Annotated in this window: 15 protein-coding genes and 3 tRNA genes; 10 read left to right on the top strand and 8 right to left on the bottom strand. The window is 48.1% G+C overall.

The genetic code is table 11. The annotated features are described in order from the left end of the window. Positions 1 to 29: 29 nt before the first annotated feature. The gene (locus AC5ZC7_RS07115; protein ID WP_496160282.1) at positions 30 to 1,490 is read left to right on the top strand and encodes a RagB/SusD family nutrient uptake outer membrane protein; all 1,461 of its coding nucleotides are present in this window, start codon (positions 30 to 32) and stop codon (positions 1,488 to 1,490) included. A 116-nt stretch (positions 1,491 to 1,606) separates the two neighbouring features. Here AC5ZC7_RS07115 and AC5ZC7_RS07110 read toward each other — a convergent pair whose 3' ends face one another. The 6 genes from AC5ZC7_RS07110 to AC5ZC7_RS07085 form a co-directional block, all read right to left on the bottom strand. Further along, positions 1,607 to 2,764, bottom strand: a complete 1,158-nt coding sequence (locus tag AC5ZC7_RS07110) for a galactose-1-epimerase (protein ID WP_496160283.1) — start codon at positions 2,762 to 2,764, stop codon at positions 1,607 to 1,609. Positions 2,765 to 3,061: 297 nt separating this feature from the next. After that, the gene (locus tag AC5ZC7_RS07105; RefSeq protein WP_496160284.1) at positions 3,062 to 5,041 is read right to left on the bottom strand and encodes an alpha-L-arabinofuranosidase family protein; all 1,980 of its coding nucleotides are present in this window, start codon (positions 5,039 to 5,041) and stop codon (positions 3,062 to 3,064) included. A gap of 173 nt (positions 5,042 to 5,214) precedes the next feature. Continuing rightward, a complete protein-coding gene (gene araA, locus AC5ZC7_RS07100; protein ID WP_511911430.1) occupies positions 5,215 to 6,690 on the bottom strand; it encodes an L-arabinose isomerase in 1,476 nt (491 codons plus the stop codon). Positions 6,691 to 6,700: 10 nt separating this feature from the next. After that, positions 6,701 to 7,399, bottom strand: a complete 699-nt coding sequence (locus AC5ZC7_RS07095) for an L-ribulose-5-phosphate 4-epimerase AraD (protein WP_496160286.1) — start codon at positions 7,397 to 7,399, stop codon at positions 6,701 to 6,703. Between the two features lie 7 nt (positions 7,400 to 7,406). Further along, entirely contained in the window at positions 7,407 to 9,080 is a 1,674-nt protein-coding gene (locus AC5ZC7_RS07090; RefSeq protein ID WP_496160287.1) for a ribulokinase, read from the bottom strand. Positions 9,081 to 9,226: 146 nt separating this feature from the next. Then, on the bottom strand, positions 9,227 to 10,762 hold the full coding sequence (locus AC5ZC7_RS07085; RefSeq protein ID WP_496160288.1) for an alpha-L-arabinofuranosidase C-terminal domain-containing protein: 1,536 nt from the start codon (positions 10,760 to 10,762) through the stop codon (positions 9,227 to 9,229). A gap of 272 nt (positions 10,763 to 11,034) precedes the next feature. Here AC5ZC7_RS07085 and pepE point away from each other — a divergent pair, with 272 nt between their 5' ends. The 7 genes from pepE to AC5ZC7_RS07050 all read left to right on the top strand — a co-directional run bounded on the left by pepE (position 11,035) and on the right by AC5ZC7_RS07050 (position 15,404). Beyond that, entirely contained in the window at positions 11,035 to 11,742 is a 708-nt protein-coding gene (gene pepE, locus AC5ZC7_RS07080; protein ID WP_496160289.1) for a dipeptidase PepE, read from the top strand. A 49-nt stretch (positions 11,743 to 11,791) separates the two neighbouring features. Then, positions 11,792 to 12,382 carry a TetR family transcriptional regulator gene (locus tag AC5ZC7_RS07075; RefSeq protein ID WP_496160290.1) on the top strand — a complete coding sequence of 197 codons (591 nt, stop codon included), beginning with the start codon at positions 11,792 to 11,794 and terminating at the stop codon, positions 12,380 to 12,382. Positions 12,383 to 12,420: 38 nt separating this feature from the next. After that, positions 12,421 to 12,497 (top strand) — tRNA-Ala (locus AC5ZC7_RS07070). Between the two features lie 59 nt (positions 12,498 to 12,556). Further along, positions 12,557 to 12,631: transfer RNA gene (locus tag AC5ZC7_RS07065), tRNA-Trp, on the top strand. A gap of 58 nt (positions 12,632 to 12,689) precedes the next feature. Beyond that, entirely contained in the window at positions 12,690 to 13,901 is a 1,212-nt protein-coding gene (locus AC5ZC7_RS07060) for a cytochrome c peroxidase (RefSeq protein ID WP_496160291.1), read from the top strand. Between the two features lie 53 nt (positions 13,902 to 13,954). Then, positions 13,955 to 14,036 (top strand) — tRNA-Gly (locus tag AC5ZC7_RS07055). A gap of 21 nt (positions 14,037 to 14,057) precedes the next feature. Beyond that, entirely contained in the window at positions 14,058 to 15,404 is a 1,347-nt protein-coding gene (locus tag AC5ZC7_RS07050) for an SDR family NAD(P)-dependent oxidoreductase (RefSeq protein ID WP_496160292.1), read from the top strand. 2 nt (positions 15,405 to 15,406) lie between these two features. Here AC5ZC7_RS07050 and AC5ZC7_RS07045 read toward each other — a convergent pair whose 3' ends face one another. Together AC5ZC7_RS07045 and AC5ZC7_RS07040 are read right to left on the bottom strand one after the other, a co-directional pair. Further along, positions 15,407 to 16,126: an SDR family oxidoreductase gene (locus AC5ZC7_RS07045; RefSeq protein ID WP_496160293.1), complete on the bottom strand. Its 720-nt coding sequence runs from the start codon at positions 16,124 to 16,126 to the stop codon at positions 15,407 to 15,409. Positions 16,127 to 16,206: 80 nt separating this feature from the next. Further along, positions 16,207 to 17,139, bottom strand: coding sequence for a helix-turn-helix domain-containing protein (locus AC5ZC7_RS07040; protein ID WP_496160294.1), 933 nt, complete (start codon positions 17,137 to 17,139; stop codon positions 16,207 to 16,209). A 39-nt stretch (positions 17,140 to 17,178) separates the two neighbouring features. Here AC5ZC7_RS07040 and AC5ZC7_RS07035 point away from each other — a divergent pair, with 39 nt between their 5' ends. Together AC5ZC7_RS07035 and AC5ZC7_RS07030 are read left to right on the top strand one after the other, a co-directional pair. Continuing rightward, the gene (locus AC5ZC7_RS07035; protein WP_496160295.1) at positions 17,179 to 17,523 is read left to right on the top strand and encodes an ADP-ribosylation/crystallin J1; all 345 of its coding nucleotides are present in this window, start codon (positions 17,179 to 17,181) and stop codon (positions 17,521 to 17,523) included. Positions 17,524 to 17,801: 278 nt separating this feature from the next. Then, entirely contained in the window at positions 17,802 to 18,272 is a 471-nt protein-coding gene (locus AC5ZC7_RS07030; RefSeq protein WP_496160296.1) for a hypothetical protein, read from the top strand. Positions 18,273 to 18,303 lie beyond the last annotated feature (31 nt).

Genomic DNA, 18,303 nt, shown 5'->3' with positions numbered 1-18,303 from the left:
GGAACTTTAAATTAACTACTATGCAACGGATGAAACATATATTTTTAGCAAGTGCCTTGCTGCTGGCGGGTTGTAAGAGTGTGCTGGATGTACAGCCTAAAGGTAACTACACCACCGGTAACTACTGGCGTAACCAAAGCGATGCCTTAGACGGCGTTACCGGTATGTATAATGTATTGTTGGAAGAAGATTATACCGGCTTTAACGAGTTTGTATTCGATAACTGCTCAGATGACCAGGTACGCGGTGGCGACCACGGTTACGATGGTGCTATTGAAGACTTCTCCTACGATCCTACCACCTATAGCGTAAGAGTAGGCTGGAGATGGAAATACGAAACCATTAACCGCGCTAACAACGTATTGATCTATGTTCCTAAAATCACGGATATAGACCCGGCTATTAAAGCCCGTTGCCTCGGCGAAGCACATTTCTTCCGCGCTTTTGCCTACTGGCGTTTGTTGCTCATCTATGGTGATGCCCCTATGGTAACTGAAGATGACGTATTGAAATCCAACTACAAAAAACCTAAAGTAAGCGCCGACGAACTGCGTGCACAAATTGAAACAGACCTGATAGCTGCTGCTGAGCAACTACCGGAATCTTATGGTGACGCCGACAAAGGTCGCGTTAGCAAAGGTACTGCCTGGGGCCTGCTGTGCAAGCTGTACATGAACTGGGAAAAGCTGGATAAAGCCGTGGAAGCAGGTAGCAAAGTAGTTAGCAATACGCACTATGCTTTGGCACCTAACTATGCGGATAACTTCAGTGTAGCTACCGGCAATAACTCAGAAATGTTAATGGCTGTTCAAACTGTAGATGGCAACGGTTATTCCGATTTCATCACTTATCACGCACCCCGTAACTGGAATGGATGGAGCTTCTTCTACCCTACCAAAGGGCTCGTAGATGAATTTGAAGCTGGCGACCCACGCAAAAACATCTGCATCATGCAACCTGGCGATAAAGTAAATATCGGTACCGGTATTGCTACTTACAATGCAGATGCATCATGGAGTGGTTATCACTATAAAAAATTCTGCGCCTGGAAATCTTCCGGCGGATTGGATTACTCCCTGAAAACGCCTTTAATGCGCTCTTCCGATATCTACCTGCTGGTGGCTGAAGCCAAGATCCGCCTGCATGGCGCCGGCGCCGGTGATGCGGAAATTAATGCCGTTCGCAAACGTGCTTCCGCTACGTTGACTCCGGTTACCAACGGTGGTATGAAGGAACTGATGCATGAGCGCAGGGTAGAATTATGTGGTGAAAACGAGCGTCACCAGGATTTAATCCGTTGGGATAAAGCGAAACTGGTAGACATTGTGGCATTATACAAACAGCCTAAACTGGCGTATGATAATACCCAAATTATCAACGGTGGTGCTGCGAGAACGTTTGTTCGTCCGAAGAACTACTACTTCCCAATGCCACAGCAGGAAATAGACAGAAGCCAGGGCTTATTGATACAGAATCCGAATTTCAAGTAAGCAGAAAGCGGAAAGCATAAAGCAAAAAGCTATTAAGGCGAATGATCATTGCGAATATTAAATACGCTTTGATCATTCGCCTTAATAGCTTTTTGCTTTATGCTTTCCGCTTTCTGCTATTTTGTAGAGAATTTGTACACGGTAGTTTGCGCAAACGTTTCACCTGGTTTCAGGATCACACCAGGAAAAGAGGGTTGATTTGGTGAATCAGGGAAGTGTTGTGTTTCGAGGCAAAGTGCAGCATGTTGCACATACTTCTGACCATTACGTGTATTGGTTAGCTTACCATCCAGGAAGTTACCGGTATAAAACTGCATACCAGGTTGCGTGGTAGCTACTTCCATAAAACGACCACTGGTTGGATCATACAAGGTAGCTACTATTTCCAGCGCGCCTTCTTTCTTATCCAGGACCCAGTTGTGGTCGTACCCACCATTTACCTTGCCGATATCTGCACCAATTTTCTTAGGTGAAGTAAAATCCATCGGCGTTCCTTTCACTGCTTCCAGCTTACCGGTAGGAATGAGTTTATCATTTACGGGTGTATATTGATTGGCTTTCAGCGATAATTCATGACCCAGGATGGTGCTGTCTTTACCGGCAGACAGGTTAAAGTACGCGTGATTGGTAAGATTTACCGGGGTAGGTTTATCGGTGGTTGCTTTATAGGTGATCTGCAGGGCATTATCTGGTGTAAGGGTATACACTACTGTTGCCTGTAAATTGCCCGGATATCCTTCTTCCCCATCTTTACTGTTATACACCAGTTGCAGGCTGCTGTCGCCTGCCGGTGTAGCAGCCCAAACTACTTTATCAAATCCTTTCAAACCACCATGGAGGCTATTGCCATTGTTATTGGGGGCCAGGGTATATTCCTTGCCATCCAGTTTAAATTTGGCGTTGGCAATTCTGTTGGCGTAGCGGCCAATCAGTGCACCGAAGTAAGGTTGTCCTTTTTGCTGATAACCGGACAGGGAATCATAGGATAATACGACGTTCCCTTTTTGTCCTTGTTTGTCAGGGGTGATGATGTCTGTAATGGTACCACCATAGTTCAGTATTTTCACTTCCATGCCATTGGCATTCTTCAGGGTATATTGCAATACATCCTGACCATCTGCCTGGCCGAAGTGAGTGGGGCCGGAAGCCGGAGTAGCAGCTACTGCTGTGGAGTCCTTACTTTCTTCTGTCTTAGCTGCATTGTTATTACAGGAAGCCAATAGGGTACCACCGGAAATCAATAGGGCAGTCATCGCCTTAAAATTCATGTCCATAACGTATTTTGATAATTAATGATTAAGTGAAAAGTGTTACTAAATATCGGGATTATCCGGTGAAAGTCAAACAATTTTATTTCTTTTTTGGTGTCACCTGAACAACTAAAAAAGCCTTGTAAAATACGGCGCAAGTATATTACAAGGGAGTTGCAGGAAAACCTCTCTCTTTTATACGCCGGTCACCCGGAAAAGGTACTATGAGATGAACTGAAATTAATGTCTTCTTAAAATAAAAACCGTTGACAGCCAATTGCATGTCAACGGTTTACACTATACGAAAGTGCGCTCGTCAGGTTACTGTTTCCTCTTTACACGGATCACATCAAAAGACCAGGGAGCCATGTGTACGGAGATTGTTTTTCCTTTTATGTCAATGCTTTGCTCCACAGGAGCGATACGAGTGGGGTGCTCCAATGAATTAAGGCCTTGTAAATCGTTGTGTTGTAAGATGGTTAAATGGCCGGTTGTGGCGAGTTTCGCGCCTTGTACTGTTAACGTAACGGGCGCAGCAGTAGCAGCCGCATTCACCAGTTTTATCACCAGTTCACCGGCAGCCTGGTCGAGTACCGCAGACGCATACACGCTGTCCTGTCCGCTGATGATGCTGTTCCCTTTCAGTATAGGTACTACAGCACTGCCTTTGTTGTTGGCATACAGCTTCTGCACGTAATAGTTGGGGGTGCCGTAGGCACGTAGATTATCAAACCAGATCAGGTCGGGTGTCCATTGCCAGCCGTCAACGTGCGCGAGCAGCGGCGCATACGATGCCATGGCCACTACGTCGGTATTGCGTTCCAGCCCTGTCATGAAAGCGGCTTCCGCCAGGGCGCATTGCCAGGTATTTTTATTATCGCCGTTTCCAACGCCTTTACTATGGGCGGCATATTCGCCGGCGAAAATTTTTGGACCGTGACGGTCATAGGTATCGTAGCGGCCAGCGTTTTGCAGGAACCATTCCGGGGAGCTGTAATAATGCTCATCGAGTATATCTGCCTGCAACTTACGCAGCGTATCATTCAGGAAGGTAAACTTGTCGCCGTCCGGACCGGGGCCCAGGCTGTTTACCAATTGCATCGCCGGATACCGGGCCTTGATAGCTTTAGCGAAAATGGTATATCGCTCTACATACTGTGGTCCCCACTGCTCATTGCCTACGCCCATCATCTGTAGGTTAAACGGCGCCGGATGGCCCATCTTAGCGCGCAGCGCGCCCCAGGTGGTATGTATATCTCCATTGGCAAATTCTATGAGATCCAGGGCATCCTGTATGTAGGGATCCAGTTCATTCACAGCCACCACTTCGCCGCTATTGTACTGGCAGGCCATGCCGCAGTTGAGAATCGGCAACGGCGCCGCGCCGATATCTTCCGCGAGCTGGAAGTATTCGAAGAATCCCAGTCCGAACGACTGGAAATAATCCGGCGTAGCACGGTGGGCAAACTCATTATTCCAGCGGTTCATGATTACCGTCCGTTCATTAACATCTCCTACTGTTTTCTTCCACTGGTAACGGTTGGTCAGTTCCCTCCCTTCTACAATACAGCCTCCGGGGAAACGGAGGAATCCCGGGTGCAGATCTGCCAGCAGTTGTACCAGGTCGGCGCGCAATCCGTTGGGGCGCTCCTTCCAGGTATGCTGCGGGAACAATGACACCATGTCTATATCCAGGACGCCAGGACCACTGAATTCCACCTGCAGCTTCGCTTTAACGGCAGTAGCTGTGGCGGTGACACTTGCTTTGTATTGCTGCCAGTCGTTGCTGTCTGGTATAAGCGTAGTGCTGCCAATCGCTTTTCCTGCTTCATCCAGCAAGGTGGCGGTTAATTTCACGGCATCACGTCCCTGCCGACGGGCATACACAGCAAAATGATACTGCTCTCCTGCTTTAATCCCCATGCCCCGGAAACCTTCATTGACCAGCGCGTAGCTACGTGTACCCGTTACTGTTATTTCAGCAAAACGCGGATTAGCCGGATGACCGGCCTCACGATTGATGATTAGTACCTGACCATTGCCTGCCACTTCTTTCGGAATATTCCAACCCATTAAGGGGGAGCTAAATTCAAAAGAGCGGTTCTTCACCAGTTCAGCGTAGATACCACCGTCGGCACTGAGGTTGATATCTTCGAAGAAGATGCCCCACATATGCGGCGATACGGTAGCTTTTATTTCGTTAGCTTTTATGGTAAAGTTCAGCGGTTGCTGTGCTACTAACGGCGTAGTATATACGCCCAATAGCATAGAGAAAGCCGCTATCATACCTCGTGTGTTCATATATCGTTGATCATTTTACGCGGTGATGTTTGTCTTTGTACAGGATTAGACTGATTATACTGATTTATATTTTTTGATTCTAAAAGATAATAACAGATGCTCTTCTATCCCAATCCACTGAAAACAAAAATCAGTATAATCAGTCTAATCCTGTACAAGACAAAAATCTTGTATTAAAAGCTCACATCATTCCAGCGCAATTCATTTTTAAACTCCCGCAAATCGGTATTCTTACCTATCAGTGCCAGTTCAATACCTGCCATATCGGCGAAGTCCTGCATATGTGTGGCTGTAAGGTTCTGGCTGTAACAGGTATGATGCGCGCCGCCGGCCAGTATCCAGGCGGTACATGCTTTTTTCATGTCCGGGTATGGCTTCCAGAGTACGCGGGCTACTGGTAGTTTAGGCAGGTCCTGTGGCGGTGCTACGGCTTCTACTTCATTCACCAGCAGGCGGAAACGGTTGCCCATATCTACGAGAGAAGCATTGATAGCCGGGCCTGCGGCGGTGTTGAATACCAGTCGTACCGGATCGGCTTTTCCGCCGATGCCGAGTGGATGCTTCTCGCAGGACGGTTTACCTGCTGCGATGGAGGCGCAAATTTCCAGCATGTGTGAACCGAGCACCATCGGGTTAGCGGGGTCAAAATGGTAGGTGTAGTCTTCCATGAAGGAGTTACCACCTGGTAAACCGCTGCCCATTACTTTCATGGCTCTTACAAGTGCGGCCGTTTTCCAGTCGCCCTCTCCGGCAAAACCGTAGCCTGCCTGCATGAGGCGTTGTACTGCTATACCGGGTAGTTGTATCATGCCATGCAGGTCTTCGAATGTATCGGAGAAGCCTTTGTAGTTGCCTGCTTCGAGGAATGCTTTGAGGCCGAGTTCTATCCTGGCAGCATCTTTCAATGCCTGATCGTGCAGTAGCGCGCCTGATATCGTGTAGGCGTCGGCGTATTCCTGTACGAGTGCTGCCACAGCAGTATCAGCAATGCCATTGATGACACTAACGAGGTCGCCTATACCGTGAGTATTGCAGGAGAAGCCGAGTTTACTTTCTGCTTCTACTTTATCGCCATCTGTAACGGCAACATAGCGCATGTTATCACCGAAGCGTACGAAGCGCGCACCTTGCCAGTCGTGCCAGCCGGCAGCTACCCTGGCCCAGGCGCTCAGTTCTTCCACTACTTCCGGATCCTGCCAGTGACCGGTAATTACTTTCCGGTTGATGCGCATCCGGCTCATCATAAATCCGAACTCCCGGTCGCCATGCGCGCTTTGGTTCAGGTTCATGAAATCCATGTCTATTTCGCTCCAGGGGATATCGCGGTTGTATTGGGTATGCAGGTGGCAGATGGGTTTGGCCAGTGCTTTTAGTCCGCGTATCCACATTTTGGCAGGAGAGAACGTATGCATCCAGGTAACAACGCCGATACAATTGGGGGCGGCGTTGGCTTCCATGCAAACCGCATAAATTTCTTCCGGTGATTTTACGGTGGGCTTATATACTACGGTTACGGGTATACGCGAGTTATTGTTAAGTGCGGCCGCAATTTCCTGGCTATGCAGTGCTACCTGTTTCAATGTTTCTTCTCCATACAGGTGTTGACTACCTGTTACCAACCAAATTTCGAATGTTTTCAGATGAAGCATATTATTGGATTTATTGGCCGTAATAGGATTGCGGGCCGTGTTTACGTTCAAAGTGTTTTTTAATCAGGGCGTCTTTCAAACGCGGCGCGTTGCCGTTGATGGATTCTGTGAGGTAGGCCATCTGGGCAACCGCTTCGAGTACGGCGCTGTTATAGACTGCCTTCTCTGCTGTTTTGCCCCAGGTAAACGGGGCATGATTCCCTACCAGGATCATTTCTATGTCCTTGTAGGTAAGGCCGCGTTGTGTCAGTGCCTGCATGATCTGAAAGCCGGTCTGGTATTCATAGTCGCCGGCAATCATGTCATCAGGCATGGGTGGGGCGCAGGGAATATCTACGGTGTTGTGATCTGCATGGGTGGTGCCGTAAATGGGAATATCACGCTGGCTTTGCGCCCATGCGGTAGCATAGGTAGAATGCGTATGTACAATTCCGCCGATCTGTTCCCAGTGTTTATAGAGTACTGCATGGGTGAGCGTATCGGAAGAGGGGCGTAAATGGCCATCCACTGTTTTCCCGTCAAAGTCCACGATGACCATGCTTTCTGGTGTGAGTGCAGTGTATGGCACTCCGCTGGGTTTGATGGCAAATACGCCTTTGTTGCGATCGGCGGCGCTCACATTACCAAAGGTAAAAATCACCAATCCCAGTGCGGGCAACTGCATATTAGCTTCATAGGCGGCCTGCCGGATGTCCTGGTAGCTTTGCATACAAATTTTAATCTATGGTGAGGGCGCTGGTGAAAGCGCCTAATGCTTTATACTTTTCATACCTGTTGGCGTATATGCCTGCCCGTTGAGCATCGGGTGTATACGTTTTTTCGAAGCCTTGTCCCATGGTTTCCATGGCGTCTTCCACGCGGGTAAAGAGGCCGGCGGCGGTGGCCGCAAACATAGCGGCGCCCAATGCGCAGGTTTGTTCAGAGCGGTGAATACGGATAGGCATGTTCATCACATCGGCCATCATTTGCATGATGAAGGCCGATTTTTTCGCTACGCCACCAATGCCAATCAATCCTTTTACGGGTACTCCTTCCCGTTCGAAGCGGTCTACAATGGCTTTGGCGCCGAAGCAGGTAGACTCGGCCACGCTGCGAAAAAGCCGGGGGGCGTCTGTAGCCAGGTGGAGACCGGTGAGACTGCCTTTGAGCGATTGATCCGCGTCGGGGGTACGGCGGCCGTTCAGCCAATCGATGGCCAGCTCACTGTGTTCGTCCGGGGTAATCTGTGCGGCCTGCAGTGATAGTTCCGCAATCATTTTGCCGCTCATTTCCGCGGCCAGTTTTGCGGCGGTGGCGGCATCTATCAGGGAGGTAGCCGGCAGCAGCTGTTGCAACGGCCACGCCAGTACGTTGCTGAACCAGGCATAGGCGTCACCGAAAGCCGATTGTCCTGCTTCCATGCCCATCATACCAGGGATCACTGATCCGGGCACTTGCCCACAGATTCCTTTCACCAGCTTGTGTTGCATATCTTCCATGGGTGCTACCAGCATATCACAGGTAGAGGTGCCCATTACTTTACTGAGGTGGTAAGGCGCTATTTGCCCGCCTACGGCGCCCATGTGTGCGTCAAAGGCACCGATGCCAATAACTACACTGGTAGATAATCCCAGCCGTTCTGCCCAGGCTGCACTGAGATAGCCTGCCGCTTCACTGCTGGTGTAGGTGCGGGTAAACAACCGTTGTGTGAAGCCCTGTAACAGTGGATCTATGGCGGTGAAAAATGCATCCGGCGGCAATCCGCCAAACTCTGCTGCAAACAAGGCTTTATGCCCGGCGCTGCAAACACCTCTCTTCAACTGGCTCACATGCGTGCCACCAGAGAGCAGAAAGGGGATCCAGTCGCAATGCTCTACCCAGGAGTAGGTGGCGTTCCTAACGGTTTCATCTACACGAAGTATATGCAGCAATTTAGCCCAGAACCATTCGGAAGAATAGATCCCCCCTACAAAGCGGAGGTAGTTTTCCTTAAAAGTGGCGGCGGTAGCATTAATCGCAGCAGCTTCTTTCAACGCAGTATGATCTTTCCACAATACAAACATGGCGTTTGGGTTATCCCGGAAAGCGGGTGTCAGCGCCAATGGTGTACCGCTTTCATCAACTGCTACGGGGCTGGAGCCGGTGGTATCCACTGAAATGGCTTTGATATTCGCGGCTACGCTGTTACCGGCTTGTTGCAGACATTGTTTGATGGTGGCCTCCAATCCTTCGATATAGTCCAGCGGATGCTGGCGAAAACGGCTTTCTGCGGCGTTGCAGTACAGTCCATCTTTCCAGCGGGGGTAATAAAATACCGCTGCGGCTACTTCCTGCCCATTTTGTACATCTACAATAATGGATCGAACTGAGTCGGTGCCAAAGTCCACGCCTATTACATATCCTGATTTCATATTTATTGTAAAATTGACACTTATAAAAAAGCACAAAAAATTACGAATAACGGTGAGCGGCGGAAGTTGTTTACTATACCTGGTGGTACGCCCGGTATTGCATCATCGTGTAAACACCTCCTCCACTACACCATTATTCGTATTGGCTATTTCAATTCCAGTACTACCACGGAGAAAGGTGGCAGCTTTACGCTGATGGTATTCTTCTTCAGCGAAGCGCCTTTAAAGTCGGCCGGCTTAATATTATCCGGCTTGCTAAAGCTATTATAGTCCTGCAGTTTGGCGGATGTGAGTATCCGGCCGCTGACAGACTTATAATTTTCTGTACGGGTATCCAGCGTGATTTCCTGGGTTTTGTGAGCATCTATGTTCACCAGTGAAATATGCGTCACCCCGTTTTTATCTTTCGAAGCAGATGCTGATACGGCAGGCAGTTTTTCATTGCCCAGCGTATAGTTGTTGCTATGAATATCTATGGGAATCAGGGTGGCATCCTGGTGTACACTGTACATCTCCATCACATAGTAAGTAGGTGTGAGGATCATAGTATCTCCTTTGGTGAGAATCACAGATTGCAATACATTGACAGCCTGTGCCAGGTTGGCCATGCGTACACGGTCGGAGTGGTTGTTAAAGATATTGAGGGTAGATCCGGCAAGCATCGCATCCCGCATGGTATTTTGCTGGAAAAGAAACCCGGGGTTCGTTCCCCCTTCTACGTTATACCATCCTCCCCATTCATCTACCACCATGGCTATTTTCTTACCCGGATCATATTTATCCATAATGGCAGCATGTTTATGGATGAGTGTATCCATGAACAGCGCCGATCTCATGGTAGTGAAGTATTGCTGCTCGTTGAAGTCTACCGCATCGCCTTTCTTATTCCAGTCTATCACCGAATAGTGGTGAAGGGCAACCCCATCCAGCAGAGAACCGGGAATATTTTTCATCAGTACTTCCGTCCAGTTATAGTCAGAACTATTCGCCCCGGAAGCAATTCTGAAAATGTGCCCCTGCATGAAGGTGGCAAATTTACGATACAGGTCTACATAGTACTCCGGGCGCATGTTACCGCCACAGCCCCACGCTTCATTACCGATTCCCCAGAAATTTACCTTCCATGGTTCCTGCCGGCCATTTTGCCGGCGCAGGTCAGACATAGGGCTTTTGCCGCTGAAGTTGGCATATTGTACCCAATCGGCCAGTTCCTGCACGGTACCACTGCCCACATTGCCGGAGAGGTAAGGTTCCGCGCCCAGTTCTTCACACATATTCAGGAAATCGTGGGTACCGAAGCTGTTGTTTTCGGTTACATTTCCCCACCAGCTGTTAACGATAGTAGGTCTTTTATCTTTGGGCCCTATGCCGTCTTTCCAATGGTAAGTATCTGCGAAACAACCGCCTGGCCAACGTAAATTAGGAATCTTCATTTTACGCAGTGCCGCAATCACATCTTTACGTACACCATCGGTATTAGGAATATGCGAAGTATCGCCTACATAAAATCCGCCATAAATACAGTTGCCCAGGTGTTCTGCAAAATGTCCGTAGATATTGCGGTTGATGGTTTGTGTGGGCGCTTCCGGCTTAAAAGTGACCGTGTTCTGTGCCTGTATGGCCTGCGTGGAAAGCAGCAGCCCCAGGATACCGGTGCGGATGTATTGATATTTTTTTTTCATAACGAGAATTTTAAAATGCCGTCAGACAACCATGACTTGTTGTGACCATTCAAAAGAACAAAATAATTGTCAATTTTACAATTAAAAAAGAAAAAAAATATTAAAACGAGCCACCATGAACAGATGTAAGGCATGCCACCAAATAAAAAACGTATTTTATTAATATAAAAAGCAGGGATATTGCAGTCGTGGTTATCTACTTTCAGCAGGGTCCAGGGGATCGGAATATATTTTAGGGAGATGACCTACATTTGCCGGGTAATTTTCTGACCATGAAGCATTTTATATTGGCGAGCACCTCCACCTTATTTGGAGAAACCTACCTGGCTTACCTGCAACCATCTATGAAGGTGTTGTTTGCGGGTGCAGATGAAATCATCTTTATTCCATTTGCACGGCCGGGCGGCATTTCGCACGATGACTATACCAGCCGGGCGGCGGAAGCGTTTGATGCCATTGGTATCCGGGTACGCGGACTGCATACATTTGATGATCCGGCGGCGGCCATTAAAAATGCGAAAGGCTTTTTCACCGGGGGAGGGAATACCTTTCTGCTGGTAAAAACCCTGCATGAGCTGGGGCTGATGACCACTTTGCGGGATGCGGTTAACAGTGGTACTCCTTATATGGGATGCAGCGCCGGCAGTAATATTGGCGGTGTGACTATGAGAAACACGAACGACATGCCCATTGTATACCCTTCCAGTTTCGATACCATGGGACTTATTCCGTTTAACCTGAATCCACATTACCAGGACCCGGTTGAGGGCTCCCAGCATATGGGAGAAACCCGGGAAACCCGTATTAAAGAATACCTGACGCAGAATACAGTGCCGGTATTAGGCCTGCGGGAAGGTAGCTGGGTATATGCACGTAATGGCACTTTAACGCTGCAAGGTAAGTTGACGGCCCGCGTTTTTGAAGCGGGTAAAGACCCCTATGAACTCCCTGCGGGCAGTTCCCTGGCCGATCTGAAATAAAAATCTCCCGGAGCACTTAAAAGAACAATCATTCTTTTATCTTTGCGGCATGCGCGCTAAAGATGAAAATAAAGCCATAGTGATCCGGGAGAAAGCCATGGAAATGATTGTCCTGGAAGGATTTGATGGATTAAGTATGCATAAACTGGCCAAAGCGGCTGGTATATCTGCATCTACCATCTATATCTACTTTAAAAACCGGGAGGACCTGCTGAATCAGCTCTATGCGGAAGCATCCAACAACTTCGTGCAGTCGATGCTGCAAAACTTTAGCGCCGACATGACCTTTGAAGAAGGACTATGGCAGCAATGGCATAACCGCTATCACCATATCCTCCGGCATCCACTACATCATCGTTTCTGGGAACAATTCAGGAATTCCCCGCTTATAGAAAAACAAAACAATCCCTGTGAGCTGGAATTTAAGCGTACCATGCGGGATTTTGTGGCCAATGCCGAGAAAAAAAACGAAATCGTACAGCTGCCACAGGAAATTTTCTGGGCGATTGCTTACGGCACTTTTTATACACTTATCAAATTTCACCTCGATAACTCCACGATGGCCGGCCTTCCTTTTTCTCTCAATGATGCCTTGCTGAAACAAACATTTGACCGGATCATGCATGCGTTACGCCCATAACGGCAACGTATATACTTTTTATGTATATTTGCAGTGGTAGGAGTATAGCTCAGTTTGGAAGAGCATCTGCCCTGCACGCAGAGGGTCACCAGTTCGAAGCCGGTTGCTGCTACCATTTTTCTCTCCTATTTCCTTACGGCAACGCATCTACTTTTTTATTACCTTCGCACAGGTGAAAGCGTAGTTCAGTTGGAAGAACACTTGCCCCACAGCTTGAAGTCACCGGTTCGATCCCGGTCGCTTTTACCATTTTTTATTACCTGGTAAGGGTATTTTCCGGTTGAAGTGTGGTAATAGAAAACCACATATGCCAAAAGTAAAGCGCCCCATAAGTTTGTTGGTCTTACCACTTATTACCGCAGCGATCATCCTCAATACCTTGTCTTGCAAAAAAGATCCTGCCACCACTCATCATGATCCGGACCCCGTTCCAACACCTGGTACCAGCCCTGGTGCGCCTCATCTGCCGGCTACGCTATATGATTATGTAAACACCCTCAATAATATGCCTGCCTGGATGAAGGCACATATGAAAGCACATCCGGAACTGGACAATACACCCGCGGACAATCCCATCACCAATGCGGGCGCCACTTTAGGCCGGGTACTGTTTTATGATAAATCCCTGTCGGTTAATAATACCATTGCCTGCGCTTCCTGCCATCACCAGGCCAATGCTTTTGCAGATATCACTGCTTTATCGAAGGGATTTGATGGCGGGCATACCCGGCGCAATGCCATGCCGGTGGTGAATATCCGCTTCTTCGTGGATCGAAAAATGTTCTGGGACTTCCGGGCGGGTGATATTGAAACACAAACACTGATGCCCATCCTGGATCATATAGAAATGGGCATGCCTGATTTAGCCACTTTGGAAAATAAGTTAAGTAAGATAAATTATTATCCGGCCCTGTTTAAATCCGCGTTCGGCACCACCGATGTTACTGCTGCTAAAATAGGCAAAGCATTATCACAGTTCCTGCGCTCCATTGTTTCCTTTAATTCAAAATATGACCAGGGCGTAGAAAACAATTTTGCCAACTTCACGCCACAGGAATTAGATGGCTTGCATATCATGCAGCGCGACTTCTGTACAGAATGCCACAGTGATCTGGGTACCAGTGGCCTGGGACAGAAATCCTCTTTTCTGACGCTGGAAAATACCGGTATCAATACAGGGATCGGCTCCAACAATGGATTGGAAACAGATTACACCGACAAAGGCTACGGAGAAATTACGCATCAGGCCAAAGACCAGGGTACCTTTAAAATTCCCAGTCTCCGCAATGTGGCTTTAACAGCGCCCTATATGCACGATGGCCGGTTTGCTACACTGGATGCCGTGCTGGATCATTACGCCACTGACATTAAGGGCAACCCTAACCTCGGCATACAGCTGGTACCCGGTGGCATCCATTTAACAGCAGATGAGAAAAAGAACCTGATCGCTTTCATGCATACGCTCACAGATGAATCGCTGTTGAAAGATGCGAAGTATGCTGATCCATTTGTGAAATAAAAAACGGTTCTATCACTGTTCTGCATACACGCTTAAATCATTACTTTTGCCACGGCAACAGTATGGACTAGTTTGGAAAGTCACCTCCCTGCCAGGGAGGAAATATCAGTTCGAGTCTGGTTATTGTTGCCTCCATTTTATTTAAGCACCATCATTATGCAGGAGTTCTCAACAGAAGAGTGGGATAAATTTTATACCATACTACAGTTTCTCAGCAAACACCCTTTTGACTCCCCTGATACCGAACGTTTAAAAGGATTAGTTACCAAAGTATATAAAACTGCCCGTAAGGAAATCCGGCAAACAGCATTGTCGCGCCGCGGAGAATCTGACCAGCGTAAGCTGGAGAATACGGTCGTGTTTCAGCAAGGGCTACAGTCTTCCGTAGACCAGGTACTTACCGACACCATTTATTTGCCCATCCAGCAGGAACTAGAAAGTGCCTGTATTTGTTATGCCTGCCGGGAGCGCTATACCACCGTACATTATCACTATCACCGGCTTTGTCCCCGCTGTGCACAAATTCACCAGGAAAAGAAAGTACAACGTGTATCCCTCACCGGTAGAGCAGCCATTGTCACCGGCGCACGCATGAAAATCGGGTATGTAACGGCATTACGCTTGCTTCGTGACGGCGCCACCGTGATCGCCACCACCCGCTTCCCGGCGGATGCACTGCTGCAATACACCAAAGAACCGGATTACGCGGAATGGAAAGACCGGCTTACCATATATGGCCTGGATTTAATCAGTATCCCGCAGGTAGAACAATTCATACAATACTGCTATCAAAACTTGCCAGCGTTGGATATCCTTATCAACAACGCCGCGCAAACCATTCACTATCCACCGGAATATTACCAGCCTTTAATAGATAAGGCTGCGCAGTTACCGTTACTACCGGTGGCTGATCAGGCGCGGATTGCCGGAACCGCCCCCACCACGCCTACGCTGATTGGTAACAGCGATGTATTCCCACCCGGACAACTGGACTATTTTAATCAGCCCCTGGACCTGAGAAGCAGCAACAGCTGGGTGATGCGGCTGGATGAAATAGGCACCACCGAAGTACTGTCTGCCAACCTGGTGAATAATATATCTCCGTTTATGCTGAACAGTCGCCTGAAGGCGCTGATGCAGGCATCTTCCTTCCCGGATAGATTCATCATCAATGTAACGTCTTCAGAAGGACAATTCAGCTATGCGCAAAAAACCATTTATCACCCGCATACCAACATGACCAAGGCGGCCCTGAATATGATGACCCGCACCAGCGCGACCGACTATGCAGCGGCAAATATTTACATGAACAGCGTAGATGTGGGATGGGTGTCTACCGGCAACCCGGTAGAAAAGAAATCCAGGCTGGAACAAAATGGCTTTCTGCCACCACTCATGCTGGACGATGCCGCTGCACGTATCTATGATCCTATGGTACAGGCAATAAATGGTACTCCTGCATTCGGGAAACTCTATAAAAATTATGAAGAAGTATCCTGGTAAGATTACAACGCCAGGCCGCCGTCACAACGTATTACCGTACCCGTTATATTGCCATTCCGCATCAGGAACAGGATGGTATCTGCAATATCATCCGGCTCCCCTACCCTGCCTACCGGTGTTTGTGCTGCATAGGCCTCAAAGGTAGCGGCTTTATCTGCTGCCGGCAGGAAATCCCACCAACCTGTATTCACTACACCCGGAGAAACGGCGTTGATCCGTAAAGGTTGTATTTCTTTGGCGATAGAAGGGATCATTAATTCCAGTGCGCCGTTGATAGCTGCCAGTCCGGATACGCCCGGCGCTTGTGATACCGCAGAGATGGCGGTAATCAGGGTAATGCTGCCGCCTTTATTGATATAAGGCAGGGCCGCCTGCAGGGTATTCAACTGGGGCCAGAACTTACCTTCAAAACCGGCTCTCAGGTCGTCCAGCGACAAATCCGCAAACTTACCGGCGCCTTTTGCACCGCTTAATGCAATCACCAGGTGATCAATGCCACCCTGTGTGCTAAAAAACGCGTCCAATGCGGCGCGGCTGTTGCTGTCCAATGCGGCGGTTTGAACGCCGGGATGCGCTGCCGCTGCACTTTCCAGGCTGGCAGCAGAGCGGCCTGTTACGATTACATTCGCTTTTTCTTTGGCCAATAATGCAGCAGTTGCCAAACCAATACCGGTGGAACCGCCAGCAATAACTACTTTCTTACTTTCAAATGTGGTAGACATATCGTGATCTTTTATGTACACAAAGTTGGTACATAAAGCAGGATGTGTTGTTAACCGGATTATGCATTGTATTAACCCGATTATGCATTTTTACGATACGACAAGGGCGTTTGACCGGTTTGCTCCCGGAAGAAGCGGTTGAAACCCGCGGGGTCACTGAAGTTTAGCTGATAGGAGATTTCTGATATCGCGGTATCTGTATAGCGCAATACGGCTTTAGCTTCCTGCACCAGCATGTCTGCAATAGCGGCGGATGCCGTATGCCCGGTTACTTCCTTCACGGTACGATTCAGGTGATTAGGCGTCACACCCAGCAATGCTGCATAATCCGCTACTTTTTTCTTTGTCAGAAAATGTTGGCTCACCAGTTTCTTAAACCGGGGCACCAGGTAGGTATTGCGTGTATCTGTAGCCGTTAGATGCAATTCCTGCGTGAGATAACTTCGCTTTACCTCCAACAGCAACAGGTAGAGGTACATACGCATCGCCTTGTTACATCCGGGCTGATGACGCCTTAACTCCTCATTCATCTTACCCACAAAATCTGCCACAGCCGTAATAGCGGCTTTATCCAGCTGTATAAAGGGTACACCGGAATAATCGAAGAAAGGAAACTCTATGGGTATCCTGTCTGCCGGCAGCAGGTCTTCCAGGAAGTCGGCATTGAATAAAATGTAGTACCCGAAAGTATCTGCACTGATATTGTCTTTGCTGAACACCTGCCCTGGAAAAGTAAAACTCAAAGTACCTGCCTGATGCCGGAACTTTTCCAGGCCCAGCTGCACATCTACGCCTCCGCTTAAAGTAATACTGATCCGGTAAAAATCGGATTTCAGCGGGCCTACCGCAGGCCGCAGTCCTTCACTGGAATACACTTCGAAACCAGGAATGCGTTTCTCTGCTTCCAGGTTATTATACCCGAAATCGGAGATGTCATTTTCCTGCCGGTGCAGGTGGCGGAAGTCGCCCAATACATATTGTGGTATTTCCGGTTGCCTGGTTTTGGTACTCATTTGCCTATATTCGTTGTTAAAAATAGACAAAAATCAACAATGGAGTTAACCACCCTTTATCGACCCGTAGGACCAGCAGAGCTGGCATTAATTGAACAATCAGGCTGGAAGCGATTTCCGCCAAGGCTACCCGACCAACCTATTTTCTACCCGGTGATGAATGAGGCATATGCCATACAAATCTCGGTAGAATGGAATGTACCTGCTTATGGCGCCGGCTATGTGACCAGGTTTGAGGTAGACAGCAATTTCCTGCAACGCTATAACGTAGAAAATGTAGGCGGGGTAATACATAATGAGTTATGGGTACCTGCGGAAGAATTGGCGGAGTTTAATGATCATATTGTGGGGTTGATTGAGGTGACGCAATCTTATGGCCAATAACGCATCCTGACCTTACACATATACCTGTCATCAGCCATCATTTCATTGAAATGGTGGCTGATGACATTTTAGCCCAACTGATCATGATCTCCCTGTAGCCAGCAAAGAAAAAGGTGTTATTGGTCAAAATTTGCCTTGTTCAACGATAGCAGGAACGCGAACTTTAATAAGTGCGATACAATAGTGTTGTTTGTTATAATGTAGAAGCCCCCTTGTTACGCCAGTACCACGAAGTATGAATCCCTTTATAATATCCTTCATTAATTAAATCACTATTTATGAAAAAGATCCTATCAGTATTATCATTCTGTTTGCTGGGTTTTGCTGCTAATGCCCAGTTTGGTTATTCTATCGGAAGTGTTAATTGTTTTACCTCTATGGGCTTTAATGTAGGCGCGCAGAAAATGGAGGCAACCTATCAGCTACTTCCTGCGGCGAGCATGAATTGCAGCGGAAATCAATCTGATTACCAATATAATCTCGGTACAGAGGTACAGGTGAGTTTCGATTATTCTTCCTGGCCTGCTCAGTGTACTTACAAGGCGAATAACGCGCTGAACACCATCACGCCAACGGCAACGGTTCCCAGTGGCGCTCCCAACGGTTCATACGTTTATGATTACTATGAACTGAAATCTGTTTGTGGCTCCAAACTACTTTTTGAAGTTTACAGAAGCATGAGTGGCAACGTTATTTCTATATTGGTATATAGTCATGACCTGGTGATATCGGGGCTTGGCTGTTACTGATATCCTAAAATAAAAACGGACGTCTCAGTAT

The organism is Chitinophaga sp. 9-1-y (assembly GCF_059511905.2).
The sequence above is the reverse complement of the archived record's forward strand: the minus strand, read 5'-3'. Positions and strand labels throughout refer to the sequence as shown.